The organism is Ruegeria sp. AF1, from assembly GCF_056542125.1.
Window position 1 is genome coordinate 654,995 of record NZ_JBQFZG010000001.1, and the last position, 23,949, is coordinate 678,943.

A 23,949-nucleotide genomic window follows, 5' to 3' on the forward strand; every position below is an offset into this window, starting at 1 on the left:
GCAAGGCGCGGGGAAACCGTTTTTCCTTTGATCAGGAAGATTTAGCCGCGAACACGGTCACGCTGTGCGGTGTAGACACCCGACGACAGGTTGTTCCATGCCGACGAAGCCGCCATCGACGGCATTGCGCTGTCGTAGATCTTCTTGAACAGCTCGTCGCCCATGTTCTCGTCCAGAACCTCTTGGCTGGCCTTGCCGAACGCATCCCAGACACTGTCGGGGAATTCCAAAACCTTGACGCCACCGGCCTGCAGGCGCTGCAGGGCGGCACCGTTGTTGGCCAGGAACTGCGCCAGGTTCCACTGGTGCGCTTCGGCGGCAGCGATCTCGATGATCTTCTGCTGGGCCGGGGTCAGTTCATTGAACACGTCGCGGTTGGTTGCCAGCGACAGACCTGCGCCCGGCTCGTGGAAGCCCGCGGTGTAGTAGGTCTTGGTGATTTCCTGGAAGCCTGCCTTTTCGTCGGCCCAGGGTCCGATCCACTCGGTTCCGTCAATCGCGCCGGACGACAGCGCCTGATACACTTCGGAACCGGGGATGTTCTGAACGGACGCGCCCAGTTTGCCCAGAGCTTTACCGCCCAGACCGGGCATACGGAACTTCAGACCATTGAAGTCTTCGGGGCTGTTGATCTCTTTCGAGAACCAGCCGCCCGCCTGCGCACCGGTGTTACCGGCCAGGAATGACTTCAGGCCAAAGATTTCGCCCAGCTCATCATGCAGCTCCATACCGCCGTCATGATAGTACCAGTTCACAAGTTCCTGTGCGGTCATGCCGAAAGGCACTGCCGTAAAGAACGCATAGCCCGGGTGCTGACCGACAAAGTAATAGTCAGCGGCGTGATACATGTCGGCCTGGCCGGACGACACCGCGTCAAACACCTCGAACGCGCCAACCAGTTCGCCTGCCGCCTTGATCTCAACATTCAGGCTGCCATCCGACATGGCGTTGATGCTGTCGGCACAACGCTGCGCGCTGTCAAACACGCCAGCCAGACCACGACCCCACGAGGTCACCATGGTCAGTGTGCGCTGTCCCTGTGCATAGGCCGGAGCCGCCAGAGCGGTTGCTGCGGCTGCCGAACCGCCCAGCGCGGATTTTTTCAGAAATGAACGACGATCCATATGAGTGTTCCTCCCCTTCATAGTCACGATCCGGCAGAACCGGACCTGTCGCATTCAGTGCGCGTCAGCCTAATGTGAGCGAAGCGAAAGGGAATACCTACTACTGCGTAGAGAATCGATTTCTTTGGGGGATGCGGTGAAATTTCCGATTGAAAACTCCAACAAATACGTCCCAAATACCGGAATTTCACCGACCAACGCCAATCTTTTTGCATTTTTGCCGCCGCTTGCGTATCGATTCGTCCATGCAAAGACTCCGACATCTGATTTCGCTGACCTATGCGCAGAAACTGTCGCTGGTGGCCGCAATCCCGCTGGTTGTGGCCGTGGCAGCAATCGCTGTGCTTGTCGCATATGAGGCGCGTGCGACCGCTGAGCGCGAGATCGAAGCCCTGGAGCGCAGCCTGATCGAGGCCAAGAAAGAAGAACTGCGCAACTACGTGACGCAGGCGCGCAATGGTTTTGCCTATATCTATGGCCGCGCTGAACCGGACGATGAGGTGTCGAAGAACCTTGTCTCGCAGATACTTTCGGCAATGATCTATGGGCAGGACGGGTTCTTTTTCGTTTACGATTATGATGGCAACAATCTGGTCAGCCCCCGTCAGACACAATTCATCAACCGCAACTGGGAAGGTCTGACCGACAGCGATGGCACACCTATCGTTGACGAGTTCATTCGCCTCGCCCGTCAGGGAGCCGGGTGGCACAGCTTCATGTGGGAAAAACCCTCGACCGGGGATGAGGCGCAGATGATCGCCTATGTCGTCGGGTTGCAGGACTGGCGCTGGGTCGTGGGTACCGGGGTCTTCATTGACGACATTGTCGCCACGGTCGCCAACGCAAGGGCCGAGGTTGAGACCCGCGTGCAGCGCACCTTCATGTATATCGGCGCCATTGTTGTTGCTGCGGTTCTGATTGTTTTTGCTTCGGGCATGTTGCTGAACATTCGCGAGAGACGGTTGGCGGATGCCAAGTTGAAAGAACTGACGCAGCGTGTCTTCGACGCGCAGGAAGAGGAACGCGGCCGGGTTGCCCGCGAACTGCATGATGGCATAAGCCAGATCCTTGTGGGTGTGCGCTATGCGCTGGACAATGCGCGCCGCCGGCTGTTGCGCGGCGATGATGCAGGCGCGCGCGATCCGCTGGACAAAGGCATTGACCATCTTCGCACCGCTATCACCGAGGTGCGCCGCATCAGCCGCGACCTGCGCCCCGGCGTGCTGGATGACCTTGGCCTTGGACCTGCGTTGAAGGCTCTGACCGACGATTTTCGCGAACGAACCGGGATCGAGACCGAGTTTTCCACCGTCGTATTCCGCAACCGGCTGGATCAGGACAGCAAGATCGCACTCTACCGCATCGCACAAGAGGCGCTGACAAATATCGAACGCCACGCGGATGCCTCTTATGTGACGATTGACCTGCGCGGCCACAAGAAAGGCGCAACCATGCGGATCACCGACAATGGCCGTGGGTTGCGCGCAGAATCCGGGACCCCGACCACCGGCATCGGTCTGCGCAACATGCAGGAGCGAATTGAGCAACTTGACGGATCGCTGCGTATTCTGTCATCACGCGGACCGCGCGGCGGTACGGTAATCGAGGCCAGCCTGCCGCTGAGCCACCTGTTGCCTCCGCAGGAAGACGCAACTCCGAACCGAAAGGCCGGTACATGAGCGCCAAAAACATCCGAGTTCTTATTGTCGACGATCATCCCATGGTGGCCGAGGGCATTCAGTCGATCCTTGAAAGCTACGACGATATCGAAGTGGTTGGAACACTCGGCAGCGGTCAGGCCGCGGTTGATCAGGCGGTTGGCCTCGCCCCGGATGTCATCCTGATGGACCTGAACATGCCTGGCCTCGGCGGACTCAGCGCCACGGAGATCATTCTGGAACGTCTGCCCGATACGCGCATCCTGATCCTGTCGATGCATGACAGCCCCGAATACATTTCGACCGCGCTCAGCCACGGCGCAAAAGGCTATGTTCTCAAAGATGTCCCAACCGAAGAGATCAAGCAGGCCATCGATGCGGTCATGCGGGGTGAGCAGTATCTGTGCACAGGTGCAAGTGGGTCCCTGAAACCCAAAGGCGACAACGCACGCGAGGCGCTGACTGGGCGCGAGCAAACAATTCTGCTGGAACTGGCTCAGGGCAAATCAAACAAAGAAGTTGCGCAAAAGCTGGATATCTCGGTGCGAACGGTTGAAACGCATCGCAAGAACATCAAGCGCAAACTGGGAATATCCTCGACCGCCGGGCTGACCCGCTATGCGCTGGAACATGGCATGCTGCAAGGCACCGGGGTCGGCTTCTGATCGATGCGCGGCCGCAGCGCGCAGCGCGCTACCCGGCCCAACCAGAGAAGACGCGCCACAGGCGCGTTGACGACGGGCGGGAGCCTTGACCTCCGGTAGTGCCCCTTCAATCCAGCAACTGATCTTTTCGCAAACCCGCACGCTCATAATGGTGTGGCAACACACGTCCATAGAGCTGCTGCGTCCGTTCGATCCCACCACACATGCCTTCGGCCTCGACAAATGAAAAGATACCCACATACCGCCGCCGCGTGCCCTTGACCGGGGCGACCCTGTGCAGGGAGTAGCGGCCTTTGAATATCTGCAAGTCCCCAGGTCGCAGCTCCAACCGATGAACGCGCTCACTGTTTCCGTCCAGAACCGACGCGACCTGATCGAAATTCTCATCCTCGGCTGTGCGCAGATTGGGTGCGTATTCGAATGCACCGCCCTGCTCGCCATTCTGGATCGCCAGTGTCACGGTGTAGTTGTTGGTGTCGAAATGCCAGGGAAAGCCCTGCCCCTCTTCCACGACATTGATGATCACATCTGCCAGAGGGTCATCGTAACGAAAGAAGCGGTCCTCAGGCTCATCCAGCGCATCCCGAATGAAGGGAAGAAATCCGCTAAACTCGTAAATCCTGCGCAAAGGACCGGAATGCGCAAAATTGTCGGCAGGAACAAACGCGTTCGACCGGTCATAGAACCGTCTGATCGGATGGGCGGCGTCGAACCGTGGGTCGTCTTTGGTGAAATAGGCATTTGTGCGATTGAAAGACCGGTGTGCATTGGGCGCCACCTCGTCGGCCTCCTGCACCAACAGCTCGATCCCTTGCGCATGTGCGAAACCCGGCAGAACCGCACAGCCGTCCTGTTCCAACTCGCGCCGCAAATCCCCGATCAATCGCCTGTAAGCTGGCGAATCCGGGCGATCGATCGGATATCGTCCCAGATCTACCAGGTCCTGTAACATGCTCCGCCTCCCTCGTTTGCGAACACAAGGTCAGCGTGACCCAGACAAATCACCGGATCATGCCAGTTTCAGACATCGGCCTGACGCATTCAGACTTTCATACCTGTCCCGCCCTCAGGAAAACGACTGCCCTTTTCCCGGAAATTCCCAGCATGCGGCAATCTGCGCAACAAAATTTCGCAAAATACCGCCATTGAGATAGAAAATTGGTGGATTTGCCTGTTGACGCTCCTCCCCACCGACCATAATGTCCCCTCCAAGCAAAAAGGAGCCTCTGGCGATGAGAACGCTAGTCGTAATCGTAGGAACCACGCGCATGGGCCGGTAACGGTAAACCATAATCGAACCCATGCGCCTCCGAAATTTCGGGGGCTTTTTTTTGTCAAACGCAAGACACATGTCGCGAACGGAGCAAAGCAGATGACACGTGAGATGACCGGCGCAAAGATGGTAGTTCAGGCCCTTAAGGATCAGGGCGTGGACACGGTATTCGGATACCCCGGTGGCGCCGTCCTACCGATCTATGACGAGATCTTTCTGCAAAACGACATTCGTCACATTCTGGTGCGTCACGAACAGGGTGCAATCCACGCCGCCGAAGGCTATGCGCGGTCGACCGGCAAGCCAGGTGTCGCGCTTGTAACCTCTGGTCCCGGTGCCACAAACGCAGTTACCGGCCTGACCGATGCGTTGCTGGATTCGATCCCGATTGTGGTTCTGACCGGACAAGTCCCGACCTTCATGATCGGATCGGATGCCTTTCAGGAGGCCGACACCGTTGGCATCACGCGCCCCTGCACCAAACATAACTGGCTGGTAAAGGACACGAATTCGCTGGCCGAGACGCTGCACGAGGCTTTCCATGTGGCCAAATCGGGTCGTCCCGGCCCGGTTCTGATCGACATTCCCAAGGATGTGCAGTTTGCCACGGGTGAATACAACAGTCCGAAACCTTCGACCTCGCACTACCAGCCTGTGCTGAAAGGCGATCTGGAGGAAATCAACGAGCTTGTTGCAGCCATTGAGAAAGCCAAGAAGCCGGTTTTCTATACGGGCGGTGGTGTCATCAACTCTGGCCCCGCAGCCAGCCAGTTGTTGCGCGAACTGGTGGATTCCACGGGCTTCCCGATCACCTCAACCCTGATGGGTCTGGGCGCTTACCCCGCCTCAGGCGAAAACTGGTTGGGTATGCTGGGGATGCACGGCCTCTACGAGGCGAACCTTGCGATGCACGGCTGTGACCTGATGATCAACATCGGTGCACGGTTCGACGACCGGATCACCGGGCGCATTGACGCGTTCTCTCCAAAGTCGAAGAAAGCCCATATCGACATTGATCCGTCTTCGATCAACAAGGTCATCCGTGTGGATATTCCAATTGTCGGCGACGTGGCGCATGTTCTGGAAGACATTCTGAAGGTGTGGAAGTCACGCGGGCGCAAGACCGATGCAGCGGCTGTCAAGAAATGGCAGGCACAGATCTCTGAGTGGCGTAAGATCAACTGTCTGTCCTACACCAACAGCGAAAAGTCGATCAAACCGCAATATGCGCTGCAACGGCTTGAAGAACTGACGAAAAAGTATGACCGCTATATCACCACCGAGGTCGGCCAGCACCAGATGTGGGCAGCACAGTATCTTGGGTTCGAAGATCCCAACCGCTGGATGACATCGGGCGGGTTGGGCACCATGGGCTACGGCTTCCCCGCTTCGATCGGCGTGCAGATGGCACATCCGGACGCGCTGGTGATCAACGTCGCCGGTGAAGCCTCGTGGCTGATGAACATGCAGGAGATGGGAACGGCCGTTCAGTACCGTCTTCCGGTCAAGCAGTTCATCCTGAACAACGAACGCCTCGGCATGGTCCGCCAGTGGCAAGAGCTACTGCATGGCGAGCGGTATTCGCATTCCTGGTCCGAAGCCCTGCCCGATTTCGTAAAACTCGCTGAAGCGTTCGGCGCCAAAGGCATCCAGTGTTCCGACCCCGCCGATCTGGACGACGCAATCATGGAAATGATCAACTACGACGGTCCGGTAATCTTCGACTGTCTGGTTGAAAAGCACGAGAATTGCTTCCCGATGATCCCGTCCGGCAAAGCGCATAACGAGATGCTTCTGGGTGAGGCCGAAACGCAGGGCGTGATCGACAGCAAAGGTTCGGTTCTAGTCTGATACCGTCCGAGGATTACCGCCGGGCGACCATTGCGCCCGGCAAACACAGGATGATGAAAGGGACATAAATGTCTGCCCTACATATCAAAAAAGGCTCCAACCGCCATTCGGCCTATAACCTACGGCCTACTTTTTCGGACGTGCAGGAACGCCACACCATTGCCGTGCTGGTCGAAAACGAACCCGGTGTCCTGGCCCGCGTGATTGGGCTGTTCTCGGGGCGTGGATATAACATCGAAAGCCTTACCGTGGCCGAGGTGGATCACACAGGACACCTGAGCCGCATCACCATTGTCACCACCGGCACGCCGCAGGTGATCGAGCAGATCAAGGCGCAGCTGGGCCGGATCGTGACTGTCCATGACGTGCATGACCTGACGGTCGAAGGCCCGTCGGTTGAACGCGAACTGGCCATCATAAAAGTCGTGGGAGAAGGCGACAAACGCGTCGAGGCGCTGCGCCTGGCTGACATCTTCCGCGCCAATGTGGTCGACAGCACTCTGAACTCTTTCATCTTCGAGATCACCGGCGCGCCGGACAAGATCGACGCTTTTGCTGACCTGATGCGCCCGCTGGGCCTGATGGAAATCGCCCGCACCGGCGTGGCGGCCCTACTGCGCGGCGACTGAACAACGTACCCGCCTTGGGACTTTTCTTGCACCCAAGGCGGGAACACTATTTGAGGTTGGTGGGCATTTTTAAAACCAACCCACGCGCCCTTCTATGCGCTAAATTTGCCATAGGGCCGGCTTTTCCGAATAAGGATCAGGTATTTTCACATAAAGCCTATTGCCATTGCACTTAATGGCATTAGCCTCGATGCCGCAACGCGACGTGGGGATACGTTGCTTGGGGTCAATCTGTACGATTTTTGAATGCGCGCCAGGGTCTGGCCCGGTGTTGCGATGGTTTTTCGGGAAACTCAGCAAGGCGTGGGCATCCATGACCGACGACATTCGCAGCCCGTCTGAACTTCGCGCGATGTTTGGTGCGAACCTGCGGCAACTGGCACGAAGGTATCGGTCAGTCTCAGCACTGTGCCGCAAGCTTGGCGTGAATCGGACGCAATTCAACAGGTATCTTTCGGGCGAAAGTGTTCCACGGCCGGATGTTCTGGATCGCATCTGCCGGTTTTTCGACGTGGATGCGCGCATTCTCCTGAAGCCTCTGGACGAAATTGAAAAGATCGAGGACCACCCCGCAGCGGCGGCCTTGACCGAGTTCCTGGGATCAGGTGTGGACATGATCGCCAGAACTGCGTTTTCTCCGGGGTTTTATGCCGTGATCGAAAGCGTCTCGGCCTCGCACCGTATGACCTTGCTGCACGCCCGACCACTGGCCCAATGCACGTTGATACGCGGATATGTGTCGCGCGCCGCGATGCCCGAAGCAACACCACAGGCGCGCGAAATACAGGGGATCGTCGCCTGCACCGGCAGTTCCGTCTATATGCTGACCTCTCAGCGAGCGGGTCAGAACAGTCGTGTTTATATGATTGCACCCGATCCGACGGGAACAGCAGTTCAGTGGCGCGGCACGGTCATAAGCCCGGCCAACCCTTCGACACCGGAACCCGTGGTTCTAAAATATCTCGGGCACGATGCAACGGCGATTTTCGCCGCTGCACGGTTGTCGACCAACAATCCGGCACAGTATCCCTGACCGGTTTTCTCAGGACGATGTGCCCTCGCCTTCGACTTGGGTGATTTGCCTATACAGGTGCCAACTGGCGTGGCCCAACAGTGGCAGGACCACCAGAAGGCCCAAAAACCAGGGCACCATGGCCAGAAACGTCAAAACAGCGATGATCACCCCCCAGGCAAGCATCACCGGAAAGTTCCCGGAGACATAGGTAAAGCTTGCAATCATTGCCGTGACAAAATCCAACTCGCGATCCAGCAGCAGTGGGATCGACAAAACGGTGATCATATACAGAACGGTTGCGAAAACCGCCCCGACCACCGTGCCCACAGCCAGCATTGTCAGGCCATTCGCCGTCAGAAAGACCTCAAGCGAGGATGACACGTTTGTCATCGTGGCCAGCCCAAGGAACAGGGCAAAGATCATGTGCCCCAGAAAAAACCAGAACAGAAACACCACGACGATGATGGCGCAGATCGACGGCAATTGCCTACGGCTTTGTTGCAGCACGACACCAAAGATTGCGCCAAGATCCAGCGGTTCACCCTGTTCCAGCCGGTGCGACACCTCGTAAAGGCCAACAGCGGCAAACGGGCCGATCAACGGAAAGCCAATGGCTGCCAGAACCAGCCAGAAGGTTGTACCGGTCTGGATGGTGACCCATGCCATCGCCCATCCCGCAAGCACGTAGAACCCGGCAAAGATCAACCCGAACTGCGGCGCACGCCGAAAGTCGGCCCAGGCGCGCCCCAACGCGGCGCGTAGCATGGCAGTATCTACCGGACGCATGTCCGGAACGCCAAATGGCTTTTCCATTAAGTCTCCTCCCTGATCGGCGTTATGACATCGCCGGCCTCTTGTTGGGCCAGTCGGTTTCGGCGTGATAGGCCGCCCCGACCGACAGTAATTTCTGATCCGACCCTCTTGGTCCAAACAGTTGAAAGCCCATGGGCAGGCCCTGCACACCAAATCCGGCAGGCGCAGCCAGACAAGGCAAGCCGATCAGGCTGACCGGTACCGTGACATGCATCCAGCGATGATATGTATCCATTGCGCAGTCCGCGATCCGTGTGGGGTATGGTGTTTCAATCCCAAACGGCCAAACCTGTGCGGATGGCAGGACAAGGGCATCAAACTGCTCGAACAGTTCAGCCGCGCGCCGGAACCAGTCTGACCGGATAACACTGGCGTGATGCACATCCATGGCACTCATCGTCAGACCCCGATCCAGCTCCCACTGTGCTGTGTCTTTCAGGTGGTCCCGTCGTTCAGCCAAGGGTTCAAGCCCTGCGGCAACGCTCCAGGACCGCAGGGTGATCCAACTGGTCCATAACCGTTCGGCATCAAAAGGCGGGGCGACATGTTCAACGCGCGCGCCGAGCATTTCGAACACCTTCAACGCATCCCGGCACAGCTCAAGAATTCCGACCTCTGTTGGAAAGGCCCCGCCCCAATCACCCAGCCAGCCAATGCGCAGCCCGCTCAGATCTGCTGCGACCACCGGTGACACCGGCGTACAATCTCTGGCCAGCGGCAGGCGTGGATCAGGCCCCGAGATCACATCGAGCAGGAGACCCAGATCCTCGGGGCTTCGCGCCATGGGCCCCAGCGTAGACAATTGATGTAGAAAACTATCACCCACAGGATCAGACGGCACCCTGCCCCAGCTTGGGCGAAAGCCATAGATGTTGTTCCATGCCGCCGGGTTGCGCAGGCTGCCCATCATGTCGGACCCGTCGGCCAATGCCACCATACCCGTCGCCAAAGCCACTGCTGCCCCACCGGATGAGCCACCGCAGGTGAAACTGGCATCATACGGGTTGCGCGTCGCACCATAGACCGGGTTGAACGTGTGCGAGCCCAGCCCGAATTCCGGCGTGTTGGTCTTGCCGATCAGGATGGCGCCCGCGGCCCGCATCCTAGCGGCAATCAGATCATCCCTGTCAGGGACGACATCCCTGAAAACAGGCGATCCATGCGAAGAGACAATACCTGCTACATTGACCAAATCCTTGACCGCAATTGGCAAGCCGTGCAGCGGGCCAGTGACGGGGCCGCTGTCGCGGGCCTGTGCTTCGGCCATCAGTTCACTCTTGTCCCGCAGCGCCACGATGGCGTTCACGTCACCGTTGACCTTGGCAATGCGATCCAGCGTGGCCTGCATGACTTCCGTGGCCAAAACCTGTCGTGTAGCCAGTTGGTTCAGAAGCTCTGTGGCAGATATCCGGGTCAGGTCCATAACACGCCAGTCTATTGTTGTCTTCAGCAGCCTAGCGAGCGGTTCACCTCATTTAAACCCACTGTTTAGATGTATATTTTCTTGTCTTACTAACAACAGCATCACAACGCTTTGCCGTGCAATGGCAGGTTGCTGTTCCGGCCCAGCCAATACCGTAGACAAAGGGCAATGGCGCCACCACTCAACACCAGCCAGACCCCACCCCACAGCATCGCGGTGCCGCCGAATTCCTCAGCCAGCAGGAACGCGTCCGAGCGCGCTCCGGATCGCCGGATAGTGTCATCAAAGATATCAAACGGCACGTAGATCATGCTGGTCAGCCCGATGACGCGCAGCACCAGATCACTGACCTCGTGGCTCAGAAACCACGCTGTCGCAATCATTGCCGTCCCGACCCCTGCGCAAAACAGCAAGGCGAAAGCATCGCGTATGTACAGCAGTGCGATCAGACACATGATTGCGCCGAAAACAGCCAGAACAGCTCGGTCAGCATTTGTCCGCAAGGCGATGATCAAAAGCGCAATGCCAAACACAAGCGAGCCGAGATACCCGGCGGACAGGCTGAGAAACCTGCTGCCGCCCCGGCCAATCACCATTCCGCCTTGCTGGGGTGAAATCGTGAAACTCTCGACCGAGCCGCCAGTCAGTAGGATTGTCCCGGCATGAGACAGCTCATGCAGAAAGACGACCAGAATTTTAAGCGGAACAACAACCGGCGTATTCCAGAGCGCAAAGACCAGACCGGTGATCAGGATAAGCTGCCAGTGCCCTTTCAGCAGGTCCAAAAAGGAACGCTGGCGTGTCACCTTAGCTGTCGCCCTGCGCCTCGGATCGGCTTTTGCCTGCCACGTTCAGGGCCAAGGTTGCCGCCATGAATCCGTCCAGATCGCCGTCCAGAACGCCTTTGGTATCCGAGGTTTCGTGATTGGTTCGCAGGTCCTTTACCATCTGATAGGGCTGCAACACGTAAGACCGGATCTGGTTGCCCCAGCCTGCGTCGCCCTTGGCCTCGTGCGCGGCGTTGATATCCGCGTTGCGGCGATCCAGTTCCTGCTGGTACAGACGCGACTTCAGGGCCTTCATGGCAATATCGCGGTTCTGGTGCTGCGACTTTTCCGAGCTGGTCACAACAATCCCGGTCGGGATGTGTGTAATCCGGACGGCCGAGTCGGTGGTGTTCACGTGCTGGCCACCAGCCCCCGAAGACCGGTAGGTGTCGATGCGGATATCGGCCGGGTTCACCTCGATCTCGATATTGTCGTCGACCACCGGATAGACCCAGACCGAGCTGAACGACGTGTGGCGCTTGGCCGCCGAGTCATAGGGCGAAATCCGCACCAGCCGATGCACGCCGCTTTCCGATTTCAGCCAGCCATAGGCGTTGTGACCAGAAATCTTGTAGGCTGCGGATTTGATCCCAGCTTCTTCGCCCGGTGTCTCGGATTGCAGCTCGACCGTGTAACCCTTTTTCTCGGCCCAGCGCACATACATGCGCGCCAGCATCGACGCCCAGTCGCAGCTTTCGGTTCCCCCCGCGCCCGAGTTGATTTCGAGGAAAGTATCATTGCTGTCAGCCTCACCGTCCAGCAGCGCCTCAAGCTCTTTTTTGGCGGCTCTGGCTTTCAGCGTCTTGATCGCCGCTTCGGCATCCTGAACGACTTCTTGGTCTTCCTCCATCTCGCCCAACTCAATCAGTTCGATATTGTCGCTGAGATCGGTCTTGATGGATTCATACGTCTCGATTGCATCGACCAGCATCTGCCGCTCGCGCATCAGTTTCTGCGCGTTTTCAGGGTTATCCCAAAGGTTGGGGTCTTCGACGCGCGCGTTGAATTCCTCAAGGCGATGCGGCGCGGTTTCATAGTCCATACGCTGCGCCAGCAGCTCCAGCGACTTTTTGATATCCGCCACGATGTTCTGGGTTTCGGCGCGCATGGTCTTGTCCCAACTTGCTCAATCAGGCCTGCGTGATAGCAAGAGGTGCGAGACACCACAAGACAGGCTTGACCTGAATGCAAAACACAGTCGAAGAGTTTCTGGGCAGATGGGATTTGCACTTGCCTGAACTGGTTGCGGACACCGGCCATGCAAGAGTGTGGAAAGTACAATCCAATTGCGGCCCGGCTGCCTTGAAGCTTTATCGCAGGCAAGATCGCGGGAACGAAAAACCGGGCACCAGCTTGTTGGTCGGGTGGCGCGACAGGGGCGCTGTTCGGATTTTGGAAGAGGCACGGAGCGCCGTGCTGATGGAGTGGTTGGATGGACCATCTCTGGGGGATATCGCCCGCGCGGGCAGGCCCGAAGACGCCGTCAAGACACTTGCAGAAACAGCAGCACGTTTGCACGCAGGGGGCCCGGTCAGCGCCACTGGCATGAAACCCTTGCAAAAGGTGTTCGCCCCTTTGGCTGAATGCACCTTTGCGGCCGAGTGCCCTGCCCAACTGCGTAACGCGGTGAAGTCAGCGATTGCACTAAGTGAAGACCTGTTAGACAGCCAACCATTACCCGTACCTCTTCACGGGGACTTTCACCCAGACAATGTCATTATGACACCATCAGGACCCCGGATCATCGATGCAAAAGGTTATCTAGGCGATCCCGCTTTTGAACTGGCCAACGCGTTGCGACACCCTAAGGGAATGCCGGATCTTGTGCGCCAGCCCCTGCAAATCGAAACCTGTCTGTCGGAGTATTCCAAAGCAATGAGTGTACCACGAATACGGCTGGCTCAATGGGCTGCCGCGAAATGCGCATTGTCCATCTACTGGCGATCTGACGGCCCGATCTGCGGTGACGCAGAAGCTGATCTACTAAACCTGTTTCTGAAAGCGGCCGGTCAGTAAAGCCCGCCGGTGCTCAGGTCCCCTTGGGAAGCTTTCGGTCCAACGGTCACGGTCTCGCCCGTTGACGTCTGAACCTGAACCCCCGCGCGCTGCACTTCTTCAAACAATGGCAGATCCGATCCGATGGCAAAACCACCATCATAGATACGGTCGATGAATCCATCGACACCGTCGCGGAAGAATTCGGCCACGACATAATCACCGGTGGCATCATCTGGCAGGCGGGCCCCGCTGAAACGGTCGATCTTGATGAAATGGCCGCCTTCGGGCACTTCAAACGGACCACCGCCGTATTTCTCGACCGCTTTTTCCATGAAGCTCTGGAAAACTGGGCCGCACAACGTGCCACCATAGGCCCCACGTCCCATCGGACGCGGTCGATCATAGCCGATGTAGCAACCCGCCACGATGTTCGACGTAAAGCCGATGAACCACGCATCCTTGGAGTCGTTGGTGGTTCCGGTTTTGCCTGCTGTTGGCACCGGCAGATTCACTACGCCGGATGCTGTCCCGCGATCCACCACGCCCTTCATCATCGATGTCAGCTGATAGGCGGTGATCGCATCCATGACCTGCGCGCGATCCGTGACAAGGGTCGGCGATTCATCTGGTTCCAGCCAGGTCGAGTTACAGTCCAGACACTGACGGTCATCGTGGCGATAGATGGTTTTTCCGAACCGGTCCTGAATGCGGTCGACTAGAGTCGGTTCCACACGTTGGCCGCCATTGGCGAACATCGCATAGGCCGCGACCATCTTGTAAAGCGTGGTTTCCTCGGCCCCCAGCGAATTGGCCAAAAACGCGCCCATCCGGTCATAGACACCGAACCGTTCCGCATAGCCGGCAACAACGGGCATTGTAACTTCCTGCGCCAGACGGATGGTCATCAGGTTCCGCGACTGTTCGATCCCTGTTCGCAAAGGTGTAGGGCCGTAGAACTTGTTGGAGGAGTTCTTGGGGCGCCACAGACCCTGCGGCGTGTTCACTTCGATTGGCGCATCGACAACGATGGTCGCGGGGCTGTATCCGCTGTCCAGCGCGGCAGCATAGACAAACGGCTTGAACGACGATCCCGGCTGGCGTTGTGCCTGTGTGGCCCGGTTGAACACGGTATCCTGATACGAGAACCCGCCCTGCATCGCCAGAACACGACCCGAGTTCACATCCATCGCGACAAAGCCGCCTTGTACCTCGGGCACCTGGCGCGCCGACCATTGCCCATCTTCACCCGCAACGACAAAAATGACATCACCACGCTTGAAGTTGGCCGCAAAATCACCCTGCATCCACTTGATGTCCGCGCGCGGGATAATCCCATCGGCAGGACCTTCTTCGACACCAACGGTCAGTTGCTGGTCGGTCACGCCCAGAACCACGGCGGGATACCAACGGGTTGGCAGAATAACGTCGCGCGGAATTTCCATGGTCGCCAGCGCCTCGCGCCATTGCGCCTCATCCGCCAGTTTTTCTTCCGGGATCACGTCACCTGTTCCGCGCCATTTGCCACGGGACCGGTCGTATTTCTCGAGCGCCTCGCGCAAGGCCCGTGCGGCCTCAACCTGCATTTCCTCGTCCACCGATGCACGCACGGTGAAGCCCCCGGTAAAGAACTCGCCCTCACCAAAATCTTCGCTCAGCTGGCGGCGGATTTCGTCGGTGAAATAGTCGCGGGGCGGCAGGGCCGTACGGAAGCTTTCAAAATCTCCGTTCTGGACCGAGCGCAGAGGCAGCTCGACCTCGGCCTCATAGGTCGCCTGATCAATGTAACCGTTCTGCCGCATCTCACGTAACACGTAGTTGCGCCGGGCCAGAAGGCGTTCTTTTTCCCAAACGGGGTGGTAATCTGACGGCGCTTTGGGCATGGCAGCCAGCATGGCGGCCTCATGCGGGGCCAGTTCCTGGAGAGTCTTGTTGAAATAGGTCTGCGCAGCGGCAGTCACACCGTACGAGTTCTGGCCCAGAAAGATCTCGTTCATATAAAGTTCGAGGATCTGTTCCTTGTCCAATGTATCCTCAAGCCGAGTCGCAAGAATGATTTCCTTGATCTTACGCTCGGCCCGGCGGTCACCGGACAGCAGAAAGTTCTTCATGACCTGCTGCGTGATGGTTGATGCACCGCGTACGGTTTCGCCCTTGGTCCGCACTGCCTCGACCCCGGCGGCAATGATGCCGCGCGGGTCATAGCCCTGATGGTTGTAGAAATTCTTGTCTTCCGCCGAAATAAACGCCTGCTTCACCAGATCCGGGATTTCCTCGGATGGCGTAAACAGGCGGCGTTCCTGCGCGAATTCATCAATCAGCTTGCCTTCACCCGAATAGATCCGGCTGATCGTGGGTGGTTTGTACTGTGCCAGTGACTCGTGGCTGGGCAGGTCGCGCCCATACATCCAGAACACCGCGCCGATCACCAGCGCGGCCATGAAAATACCCAATGTCACGAGGCTGAAAATCGCCCCGAAAATCGAAAGAATGAACCGGATCACGTTACTGCCTTTTTTTCGCGGTGCTGCATATATAGTGATGCGCCGCCCAAGGGTCAAAACACCGAGCGTATTCTAGCCGTTTTGCGCCGCAAGGTCACTGACCAATAAGGGATTTGCGGATCACATCCTGCTGGCGCCAATCCTCAAGCCCCCGATGAATTCCCAGCGCCATTCTTGCACGCCAATCAGGATCTTTGAGGTTCTTCAGGTCTCTGGGACTGGACAGAAATCCAAGCTCGACCAGAACCGACGGGATGTCCGCCGCCTTGAGTACTGAAAAAGATGCGGTACGCAAGGGTTTGCCGTTCATCGGCCCGCCTTGTTGTGCCAGGCCGTTTGCGATGGCCTTGGCCAGCGCGCTTGTGCGTGGCATCGTTTCCTGACGGGCCATGTCCAGCAGAACATCGGTGACCTGATCATCCGCCCCGTTCAGATCGATACCGGAAATCAAATCCCCGCGGTCGTGCCGTTCCGCCAGCTTCGCACTGGCCACATCCGAGGCATCGTTAGACAGGGTATAAACCACCGCGCCATGCGCCCGCCCCTCGGACAGGGAATCGGCATGAAGCGAGATGAACAGGTCCGCACCGGCCCGGTGCGCCAGCGCAATTCGACGCTCCAGCGAGACGAACTGATCGTCGACCCGCGTCAGAACCACCTCGTATCCGCCTGATCTTAGAAGAACTTCGCGCAGCTCACGCGCGAAAGTCAGCATAAGGGTCTTTTCATCAATCGCGTCAGTCTCGGCCCCCGGGTCAATGCCTCCGTGGCCCGGATCCAGCATGACACGCAAGGGTCGGTCGGCACCGCGCACCGCGGCTTGAGGCACATCCGCCGGTTCCGGCAAGTCCCAGCCCGGGTTTCGCGGCGCACCTGCCGAGGCGTTGAAGGCATCGAAATCCGTCCCCTTGAGGTCGAGCGACAGCAATGCAGCACCTGAATCCTCTGCCACCGACATTTCTGCTTTCGTCACTGCCATCGGCGCCCCCAGTTCCAGCACCAGACGTGACCAACCCGGAACATATGCGCCAAACTGCACGCCGCTGATGCGATCGGATTGCAGGAAATCTTCGCGGATCAGCCCGACCCAATCCACTTCGTTGAAGTCCAGAACCATACGGTAGGGATCCTGCAAGGTGAAAATCCTGTAGGGAACGCCCTGACTGAGGGCGATGTCCACCCGAACACCGGTACGCCCGACATCCGTAATACGGCTCTGGTCAGGCTGGACACGCGCCAACGCGCTGAAATCCTGCGCAATGGCACCACCAGCCAACGCCCAACACAGCGCAATGCTAAAGAAGATCCTGCTCATGGCCTCAAGTTTTCCCGAGATCGTTTGCCGGGCACCCTATACCACAAGCGGCCGCTTGTGAACGGCTCAGGCCGGTTCCCTGACAGCGCCGCGCCGCGCCATAAAAAGGCGCAAACGCTCAAGCCCTTCCTGAATGTCATCCGTCGCGCGCGCATAGGAAAAACGCAATGTGGTATGGCCGCGCTGCGGGTCGAAATCCAGCCCTGGCGTCACGGCCACACCGGCCAGTTCCAGAATCTCGGCCGCAAATGTGCGGCTGTCGTCGGTCAGGTCGGATACATCTGCATAAACATAAAACGCCCCGTCGGGCGGCGCTATGTTCGAAAACCCGGCCTTGGGCAGCCCGTCCAGCATCAGCGCGCGATTGCGGCGGTACACATCCAGATTGGCTTGTAATTCGTCGTCGCAATCCATCGCAGCCAGCGCTGCGACCTGGCTGGCATGAGGGGCGCAGATGAACATGTTCTGAGCAATCCGTTCGACCACGCGCACCTGATCCTCAGGCACCACCATCCAGCCAACGCGCCATCCGGTCATCGAAAAGTATTTCGAGAACGAGTTGATCACATAGCATTCATCAGTCAGCTCCAGCGCCGTCACGGCCTTGGCTTCGTATTCCAGCCCGTGGTAAATCTCATCACTGATGAACGACGCGCCCTGCCCGTGCGCCGCCTGGATCAGGGTGTTCATGGCGGCACGGTCCAGCATCGTACCGGTCGGATTTGCGGGCGAGGCAACCATCAGCCCTTTCAGGTCCATCCCCTGAATATCCGCCGCCACGGGCTGCAACCTGTTTTCCGGCGCGGTCGGCAGGTCGACCGGGACCAGCCCCAGCGCCTTCAGGATCTGGCGATAGGACGGATAGCCGGGCGCCCCGATACCGACACGGTCACCGCTGTCGAACAATGCGGTAAAGGTCAGCAGGAATCCGCCGGACGAGCCAGGTGTGATCACCACCCGCTCTGGGTTCAGATCGACATTGTACCAATCCCCGTAAAGCCGGGCGATCCGCTGCCTCAGGGCGGGCAGACCCAGGGCAACCGTATAGCCCAGCGGGCCTTGCTCCATCGCCGCGGCCAAAGCCTCGGTCGCGCCCTTTGGCGCGCCGGTTCCGGGTTGGCCGACTTCCATGTGGATCACGTGGCGACCCGCCTCTTCGGCCTTGCGTGCCGCCTCCATCACATCCATCACGATGAAGGGATCGACCCCGGACCGGGTTGAGTTTCTCATGCCCATCTCCCATGTTGCAGTCATGGCTTTTGAGCGCGTATCCCGGTTGGCGTCAATCCCGGCCCTGATGGTTGCCGTTGTCGTCTGGCTGGCGGCAGCGATGCAATCGCACGCGCAGAGCCTAATCCGCGACCCTGATATCGAACATGGCCTGCGTGAACTGGCCTTTCCGGTGTTGCGGGCTGCGGGGCTGAACACGAACCGGGTTCAGATTCTGGTCGTAAACGACAACACGTTCAACGCATTCGTCATCGACTACAACGCGATTTATGTGAACTACGGGCTGATTTTGACCGTCGAAAGCCCTGAGATGTTGCAGGCTGTCATCGCCCACGAGGCCGCCCATATCTCGAATGGTCATCTGGCGCGACGGGCTGAGAACCTGAAAGCCGCGCAGCGCAACGCCAGCCTCGGCACGGCTTTGGCCCTGCTGGCTGCAGCGGCGGGTGGGGGCGAGGCCGCCATCGGGATCGCTGCTGGCACCCAAGGCGCGGCAATCCGCGGTTTTCTGGGTCACACCCGCGCGGAAGAGGCATCCGCCGACCGCAGCGCCGCAAGTTACCTGCGATGGGCCGAAATCTCACCCAGCGGAATGGTGGAGTTGCACCGAAAGTTCGCCGGTCAGGAACTGCTGAGTGTCGCCAACCAGGACCCCTATATGCGATCACACCCGACAAGCCGTGATCGTCTGCGCGCCGCCGAGGCTTTCCTGGATGAGTTTGGCGACCGAGCCGTTCCAAACCCCAATGCGGATTACTGGTTTGCGCGGGTTAAAGGCAAGCTGTCGGCCTTTCTGCGGTCGCCCAGTTGGACCTTGCGGCGCGCCGGCGAAGAACCCTACCGCGACATCCGCCTGATGCGAGAGGCTTCGGCCTATCATCAGAATCGCGATCTGTCCCGCGCTCGTGCCGCGATAGACTCGGCGCTTGCCGAGCGTCCTGATGACCCGTTCTATTACGACCTGAAAGGGCAAATCCTGTTGGAAAACAGAAGGGTAAGCGAGGCTGTTAAAGCCTACGCAAGCGCTGTTGAAATGGCACCCAACAATGCGTTGATCCTTGCGGGCTATGGGCGCGCACTGTTGGCGCAAGGGGAAACAAAACAGGCATTGAATGCACTGGAACAGGCGCGTGCGCGCGACTTTCGTAATGCACGCCTGATGCAGGACCTGGGTGTGGCTTACGCGCAGGTCGGAAATAACGGCATGGCTTCGACCGTGACGGCAGAGCGCTATGCCCTGCAGGGTCGGATGGAGGATGCCGGAATTCACGCGAAACGGGCCGTGGCGCAATTGCCGGAAGGCTCTCCGGGTTGGCAAAGGGCACAAGACGTGTTGATTGCCTCAGAACGACTCAAGAAAGATAAAAGGAAACGGAAATGATCCTCAGACATGCTGCACCTGCCCTTCTGGGGCTTTCCATGGCGGCGACCTCAGCGCAGGCGCTGGACCTGAACGCGATGAATGATGCCGAAAAGGCAGAGTTTGGCGCTCAGGTACGCGAATACCTGCTGGAAAACCCCGAAGTCATTATCGAGGCAATCAATATCCTCGAACAGCGAAACGCAGTGGCCGAAGCGGCCGCAGACAAGGAACTGGTTGCCGCCAATGCGGCCGAACTGTTCGACGATGGCTTTAGCTGGGTTGGGGGCAACCCGGATGGCGATATCACACTGGTCGAGTTTATGGATTACCGCTGCGGCTATTGCCGCCGCGCGGTGCCCGAAGTGGCAAACCTGCTGGCCAGCGATGGCAATATCCGCTTTGTGATCAAAGAACTGCCAATTCTGGGCGACGCATCTGTTTTGTCCTCTCGCTTTGCGGTGGCAACCAAGCAAGTGGCGGGCAATGACGCCTATAAACAGGTTCACGATGCGCTGATGGAATTCAGCGGCGAACCCTCAGAAGTAACTCTTCGCCGCATCTCTGACGGGCTGGGTCTGGACAGTGACGCGATCATCGCCGCGATGGACAGCGACAGCGTCACGGATGAGATCAGCCGCACCCGCGCCCTGGCGCAACGGATGCAGATTTCGGGCACGCCCTCATTCGTGTTGGGAACCGAGTTGCTGCGCGGCTATCTGCCTGCCGATCAGATGCAGCAGATTGCAGATGGCGTTCGCGCAGAACAGGGTTGATAGGTATTGGGGGCGGCACAGCTGCCCCCAGACAAAAAGGCGGACTGATTGCTGACCTCAGCCGTCTACCGGTTCCACGGCCCGTTGATAGAGATGCCACGTGGTATGGCCAAGGATCGGCAAGGTAAAGATCAAGCCCATAAACGCCGGAACCATCGACAATAACATTGTGACCGAGATGATCGCTGCCCAGCCGAGCATGACCACAGGGCTTTCCGAGACGACGCGTAAAGACGTCAACATGGCTGAAACGAAATTTGTTTCCCGGTCCAGAAGCATGGGCATGGCGACGACAGTGACCGAAAACAAGACAGCCGACAGAAACGCCCCGACACAGGTGCCGATTGCTAGGAATGTCCAGCCCTGCGGGGTGAACAAGATGATGTTCAAGAATCCGTCAAAATCCGAAAAGGATGAATTCTGCAGGATGATCGCAAGCCAAAGCCGGACCTGGTAAACCCAAACCCAGAAAATGAACAGCGTAACAAAGGCCATCCAGCCCATTTCGCGCTTGCGTTGATCGGCCATGACTGTGAGGATTTCATACCAGCCAAATTTCTCTCCCTTCTGTAACCGCCGGGACATCTCATAAAGTCCTGCAGCGGCGAAAGGCGCGACCAGAGGAAACCCGACAATCGCTGGGATGATCATCCAGATCTTACCAAGCCAGACCAAGCTCCAGACCATCAGGATGCCGAAAGCCGCATAGAAAAACCCGAAGAAACCGCTCATGAAGGGGCGCGCCAGAAAATCGGAGAACCCAGCTTTTAGCGACGCCTTTATATCATCCGAAGTAACCCGATTGACCTTGGGCATGGCCTGCTGGTGTGGCGTCAGGTTCTCAGGTGGCGTAGGGCCTGCGGTCTTGGATGTCATGACACACTCCTCCCAAAGCATGGGTCCGCGCTGTTCTGTTTACCGACTGAACCGGCGGCGAAACAGGCATCGTTCGGTCACGAAACAAGTTTGCAACAGCTCAGGCATCAGGGCAAGGGATGAGTAAGGTCGCTATGTCTGCCTTACCGACACAGCCGACCCCACACTACTCCGCCGCTTCCGCAGCCGCGTCCAGTTCCGCGGCTTTCTTTTCGACCTGCTCCACGATGTGGTCGATCATCTGATCGTTGGACATCTTATGGCTGGCCTTGCCCGCCAGATAGACCATCCCGGATCCTGCCCCGCCACCGGTAAACCCGACATCGGTCATCAGCGCCTCGCCCGGTCCGTTGACCACGCAGCCGATGATTGACAGGCTCATCGGTGTCTTGATGTGTTCCAGACGACGTTCCAGCGCCTCGACGGTCTTGATAACGTCAAACCCCTGCCGCGCGCAGGACGGGCATGAGATGATGTTGACGCCACGGTGGCGCAGACCAAGGGATTTGAGGATTTCAAAGCCGACCTTCACCTCTTCCACCGGATCGGCAGACAGGCTGACGCGGATCGTGTCGCCGATCCCCATCCACAGCAGGTTGCCCAACCCGATGGCGGATTTGATGGTGCCGGACACCAGTCCGCCCGCCTCGGTGATACCCAGATGGATGGGCGCATCAGTGGCTTCGGCTATGCCCTGATACGCGGCGGCGGACAGGAATACGTCGCTGGCCTTCACACTGATCTTGAACTCGTGAAAATCATTGTCCTGAAGGATGCGGATATGTTCCAACCCGCTTTCGACCATCGCCTCGGGGCACGGTTCGCCATATTTCTCAAGCAGGTGCTTTTCCAGGCTGCCTGCATTTACGCCGATGCGAATCGAGCAATTGTGGTCGCGCGCGGCCTGAATGACTTCTTTCACCCGACTTTCATCGCCGATGTTGCCGGGATTGATACGCAGACAGGCAGCGCCTGCCTCGGCCGCTTCGATACCACGGCGATAGTGAAAATGGATGTCCGCAACGATGGGCACCGGGCTTTCGCGTACGATTTCTTTCAATGCCTTAGCCGACGCCTCATCTGGGACTGAAACGCGCACGATATCCGCGCCAGCCTCGGCTGCGGCCTGAACTTGCGCCACCGTTGCCGCCACATCGGTGGTCAGGGTGTTGGTCATGGTCTGAACGGCGATCGGGGCATCCCCCCCGACGGGAACGTTACCGACCATGATTTGACGGGATTTACGACGATATATGTCACGCCAGGGGCGCACGTGATTAAGGGACATAAGGACGGATCCGCGTCTGCCTGAGTTGCGACTGTAGATAGTCCGGCAAAGGGGTTACCGCAATGGCAAGATCACTCGGCGGGCGCTTCTGTCGCCTCGGTTTGCAGTTCAGCCACCAATTGCTTGAGAGCGCTGTTCTGTTCCGCCTCAAGATCGGCAACGGCATAAACTTCAGACACCGCGTCTTTCGAAAGGATCACCCCTTTGGCAACCGTGCCGGGTGCCCCTGCCGGGCCATAGTGCTCGCCGTTCATTGAGAAATAAACCGATCCCGACGCCCCTGCCCGCAACAGCGGTGGTTCTTCCGTTAGCGGAACCTCAAAGACACTGCCTTGCTCGACCGTTCCAAGGGTCCCTTCGAAAATAACACTGCCATCCGCCGCCGTCACCCGCATCCAAGAAGGATCGACAGCAACGATTTTCAGCATGGTATCAATCTGTTCCACGACCTGCGGCAAGGATGGTCGTTCAACCGTGTGCACTTCGGCGACTTCGAACTGCGGCAGGCTTGGCGGGCGGAAGGTTCCGACATCGCGTGGATCAAGGGTCGAAATTGGCGCATCGCGGGCAACCAGAACCGGAACATCCAAGGCCTGCGGACGATAGAGGCGGTCCAGTGCCTCGGTGTTCGCCGCAGCAACCGCATCATCGACAACGCCGCCGCGCACGGCATCCAGCGGATCAAGGTCGGAAAGCACCACAGGCGCTTGTTCAACCGGGCTGACCTGTACCTGCTGGATCTTGTTCAGAACCGCCCACCCGCCATAGCCGATGCCACCAATAACCGCCAAAAGCACCAGCGACGATCCGATGGCGCGCGGTTCAATCTGACTGACCAGAGATTCCTTGCCCGGAATGTACGGCGTATTGGGCGAGATGAAGGGATCGCGCCCCATTGGCCCACGCGCCGGAAGCGCACCGGTCGGCTTTCGCACCACCGAAGCCTCGGCCGACATGCCATGCGCGACCGAAAAACCGCTTTCCGCGCAGAAAGTCGAGAAGGTTTCATCCGGGTTCATCCCCAGATAACGCGCGTAAGAACGCACATACCCGGCGATAAAGCCGGGCGTGTCAAAGGCATCAGGATCTGCGTTTTCGATGGCAGCAATGTAGTTGGCTTTGATCCTCAGCTCGCGCTGAACATCCAACAGGGATTTGCCCATGGTTGCGCGTTCGCCGCGCATCTTGTCACCAAGGCGTACTTCGTAGTCGTCAAACCCTTTCGGTCTGACATCTACATCCTCATCAGATTCGCGCTGTGATCTGCGCCCAATCATTCCTGCTGCCCCATTCTGCCTGTCGCGTGTTTCGCGTTAGCGGCGAATCA

General features: G+C 58.4%; 21 protein-coding genes. 8 read left to right on the forward strand and 13 right to left on the reverse strand.

The window, feature by feature from the left end; genetic code table 11:
- Positions 1-41 precede the first annotated feature (41 nt).
- Positions 42-1,124 (reverse strand): TRAP transporter substrate-binding protein, encoded by a 1,083-nt coding sequence (locus tag ACR0BK_RS03230; RefSeq protein ID WP_480473301.1) that lies wholly within the window; start codon positions 1,122-1,124, stop codon positions 42-44.
- Between the two features lie 245 nt (positions 1,125-1,369).
- Between ACR0BK_RS03230 and ACR0BK_RS03235 the strand changes: the two genes are divergently transcribed.
- On the forward strand, positions 1,370-2,803 hold the full coding sequence (locus ACR0BK_RS03235) for a cache domain-containing protein (protein ID WP_480473303.1): 1,434 nt from the start codon (positions 1,370-1,372) through the stop codon (positions 2,801-2,803).
- Entirely contained in the window at positions 2,800-3,447 is a 648-nt protein-coding gene (locus tag ACR0BK_RS03240; RefSeq protein ID WP_267363844.1) for a response regulator transcription factor, read from the forward strand. The genes ACR0BK_RS03235 and ACR0BK_RS03240 overlap by 4 nt, the downstream gene beginning before the upstream one ends.
- Positions 3,448-3,553: 106 nt before the next feature.
- Here the strand turns inward: ACR0BK_RS03240 and ACR0BK_RS03245 are convergent, their stop codons facing one another.
- Entirely contained in the window at positions 3,554-4,399 is an 846-nt protein-coding gene (locus ACR0BK_RS03245; protein WP_480473307.1) for a HalD/BesD family halogenase, read from the reverse strand.
- Between the two features lie 114 nt (positions 4,400-4,513).
- Positions 4,514-4,750: a hypothetical protein gene (locus tag ACR0BK_RS03250; RefSeq protein WP_480473309.1), complete on the reverse strand. Its 237-nt coding sequence runs from the start codon at positions 4,748-4,750 to the stop codon at positions 4,514-4,516.
- Positions 4,751-4,819: 69 nt separating this feature from the next.
- Here ACR0BK_RS03250 and ACR0BK_RS03255 point away from each other — a divergent pair, with 69 nt between their 5' ends.
- From ACR0BK_RS03255 to ACR0BK_RS03265, 3 genes are all read left to right on the forward strand, one after another.
- On the forward strand, positions 4,820-6,571 hold the full coding sequence (locus ACR0BK_RS03255) for an acetolactate synthase 3 large subunit (RefSeq protein ID WP_480473311.1): 1,752 nt from the start codon (positions 4,820-4,822) through the stop codon (positions 6,569-6,571).
- 68 nt (positions 6,572-6,639) lie between these two features.
- Positions 6,640-7,200 (forward strand): acetolactate synthase small subunit, encoded by a 561-nt coding sequence (ilvN, locus tag ACR0BK_RS03260; RefSeq protein WP_209503637.1) that lies wholly within the window; start codon positions 6,640-6,642, stop codon positions 7,198-7,200.
- 313 nt (positions 7,201-7,513) lie between these two features.
- The gene (locus ACR0BK_RS03265) at positions 7,514-8,233 is read left to right on the forward strand and encodes a helix-turn-helix domain-containing protein (protein WP_480553750.1); all 720 of its coding nucleotides are present in this window, start codon (positions 7,514-7,516) and stop codon (positions 8,231-8,233) included.
- 9 nt (positions 8,234-8,242) lie between these two features.
- On the opposite strand, the gene ACR0BK_RS03270 is transcribed toward ACR0BK_RS03265, so the two are convergent.
- The 4 genes from ACR0BK_RS03270 to prfB all read right to left on the reverse strand — a co-directional run bounded on the left by ACR0BK_RS03270 (position 8,243) and on the right by prfB (position 12,386).
- A complete protein-coding gene (locus tag ACR0BK_RS03270) occupies positions 8,243-9,028 on the reverse strand; it encodes a DUF2189 domain-containing protein (RefSeq protein WP_480553751.1) in 786 nt (261 codons plus the stop codon).
- Positions 9,029-9,050: 22 nt separating this feature from the next.
- Complete coding sequence (locus ACR0BK_RS03275) at positions 9,051-10,451, reverse strand: amidase (RefSeq protein WP_480553752.1); 1,401 nt, start codon at positions 10,449-10,451, stop codon at positions 9,051-9,053.
- Between the two features lie 101 nt (positions 10,452-10,552).
- Complete coding sequence (locus ACR0BK_RS03280; RefSeq protein WP_480553753.1) at positions 10,553-11,257, reverse strand: M50 family metallopeptidase; 705 nt, start codon at positions 11,255-11,257, stop codon at positions 10,553-10,555.
- 1 nt (position 11,258) lies between these two features.
- Positions 11,259-12,386 carry a peptide chain release factor 2 gene (gene prfB, locus ACR0BK_RS03285; RefSeq protein ID WP_480473323.1) on the reverse strand — a complete coding sequence of 376 codons (1,128 nt, stop codon included), beginning with the start codon at positions 12,384-12,386 and terminating at the stop codon, positions 11,259-11,261.
- A 77-nt stretch (positions 12,387-12,463) separates the two neighbouring features.
- Between prfB and ACR0BK_RS03290 the strand changes: the two genes are divergently transcribed.
- Positions 12,464-13,294: an aminoglycoside phosphotransferase family protein gene (locus ACR0BK_RS03290; protein WP_480553754.1), complete on the forward strand. Its 831-nt coding sequence runs from the start codon at positions 12,464-12,466 to the stop codon at positions 13,292-13,294.
- Here the strand turns inward: ACR0BK_RS03290 and ACR0BK_RS03295 are convergent.
- The 3 genes from ACR0BK_RS03295 to ACR0BK_RS03305 form a co-directional block, all read right to left on the reverse strand.
- On the reverse strand, positions 13,288-15,777 hold the full coding sequence (locus ACR0BK_RS03295) for a penicillin-binding protein 1A (protein WP_480553755.1): 2,490 nt from the start codon (positions 15,775-15,777) through the stop codon (positions 13,288-13,290). The two genes, ACR0BK_RS03290 and ACR0BK_RS03295, sit on opposite strands and share 7 nt — an antisense overlap.
- 94 nt (positions 15,778-15,871) lie before the next feature.
- Complete coding sequence (locus tag ACR0BK_RS03300; RefSeq protein WP_480553756.1) at positions 15,872-17,092, reverse strand: N-acetylmuramoyl-L-alanine amidase; 1,221 nt, start codon at positions 17,090-17,092, stop codon at positions 15,872-15,874.
- A 66-nt stretch (positions 17,093-17,158) separates the two neighbouring features.
- Complete coding sequence (locus ACR0BK_RS03305) at positions 17,159-18,322, reverse strand: pyridoxal phosphate-dependent aminotransferase (RefSeq protein ID WP_480553757.1); 1,164 nt, start codon at positions 18,320-18,322, stop codon at positions 17,159-17,161.
- On the opposite strand from ACR0BK_RS03305, the gene ACR0BK_RS03310 reads away from it, so the two are divergent.
- Both ACR0BK_RS03310 and ACR0BK_RS03315 read left to right on the forward strand, forming a co-directional pair.
- Positions 18,321-19,703 carry a M48 family metalloprotease gene (locus tag ACR0BK_RS03310; protein ID WP_480553758.1) on the forward strand — a complete coding sequence of 461 codons (1,383 nt, stop codon included), beginning with the start codon at positions 18,321-18,323 and terminating at the stop codon, positions 19,701-19,703. The two genes, ACR0BK_RS03305 and ACR0BK_RS03310, sit on opposite strands and share 2 nt — an antisense overlap.
- A complete protein-coding gene (locus tag ACR0BK_RS03315) occupies positions 19,700-20,458 on the forward strand; it encodes a DsbA family protein (RefSeq protein ID WP_480553759.1) in 759 nt (252 codons plus the stop codon). The genes ACR0BK_RS03310 and ACR0BK_RS03315 overlap by 4 nt, the downstream gene beginning before the upstream one ends.
- A gap of 57 nt (positions 20,459-20,515) precedes the next feature.
- Here ACR0BK_RS03315 and ACR0BK_RS03320 read toward each other — a convergent pair whose 3' ends face one another.
- The 3 genes from ACR0BK_RS03320 to ACR0BK_RS03330 form a co-directional block, all read right to left on the reverse strand.
- Positions 20,516-21,334 carry a DUF2189 domain-containing protein gene (locus ACR0BK_RS03320; protein ID WP_480473337.1) on the reverse strand — a complete coding sequence of 273 codons (819 nt, stop codon included), beginning with the start codon at positions 21,332-21,334 and terminating at the stop codon, positions 20,516-20,518.
- 166 nt (positions 21,335-21,500) lie between these two features.
- The gene (gene ispG, locus ACR0BK_RS03325) at positions 21,501-22,622 is read right to left on the reverse strand and encodes a flavodoxin-dependent (E)-4-hydroxy-3-methylbut-2-enyl-diphosphate synthase (RefSeq protein ID WP_480473338.1); all 1,122 of its coding nucleotides are present in this window, start codon (positions 22,620-22,622) and stop codon (positions 21,501-21,503) included.
- A gap of 71 nt (positions 22,623-22,693) precedes the next feature.
- Positions 22,694-23,899, reverse strand: a complete 1,206-nt coding sequence (locus ACR0BK_RS03330; protein ID WP_480553760.1) for a helix-turn-helix domain-containing protein — start codon at positions 23,897-23,899, stop codon at positions 22,694-22,696.
- Positions 23,900-23,949: the final 50 nt, after the last annotated feature.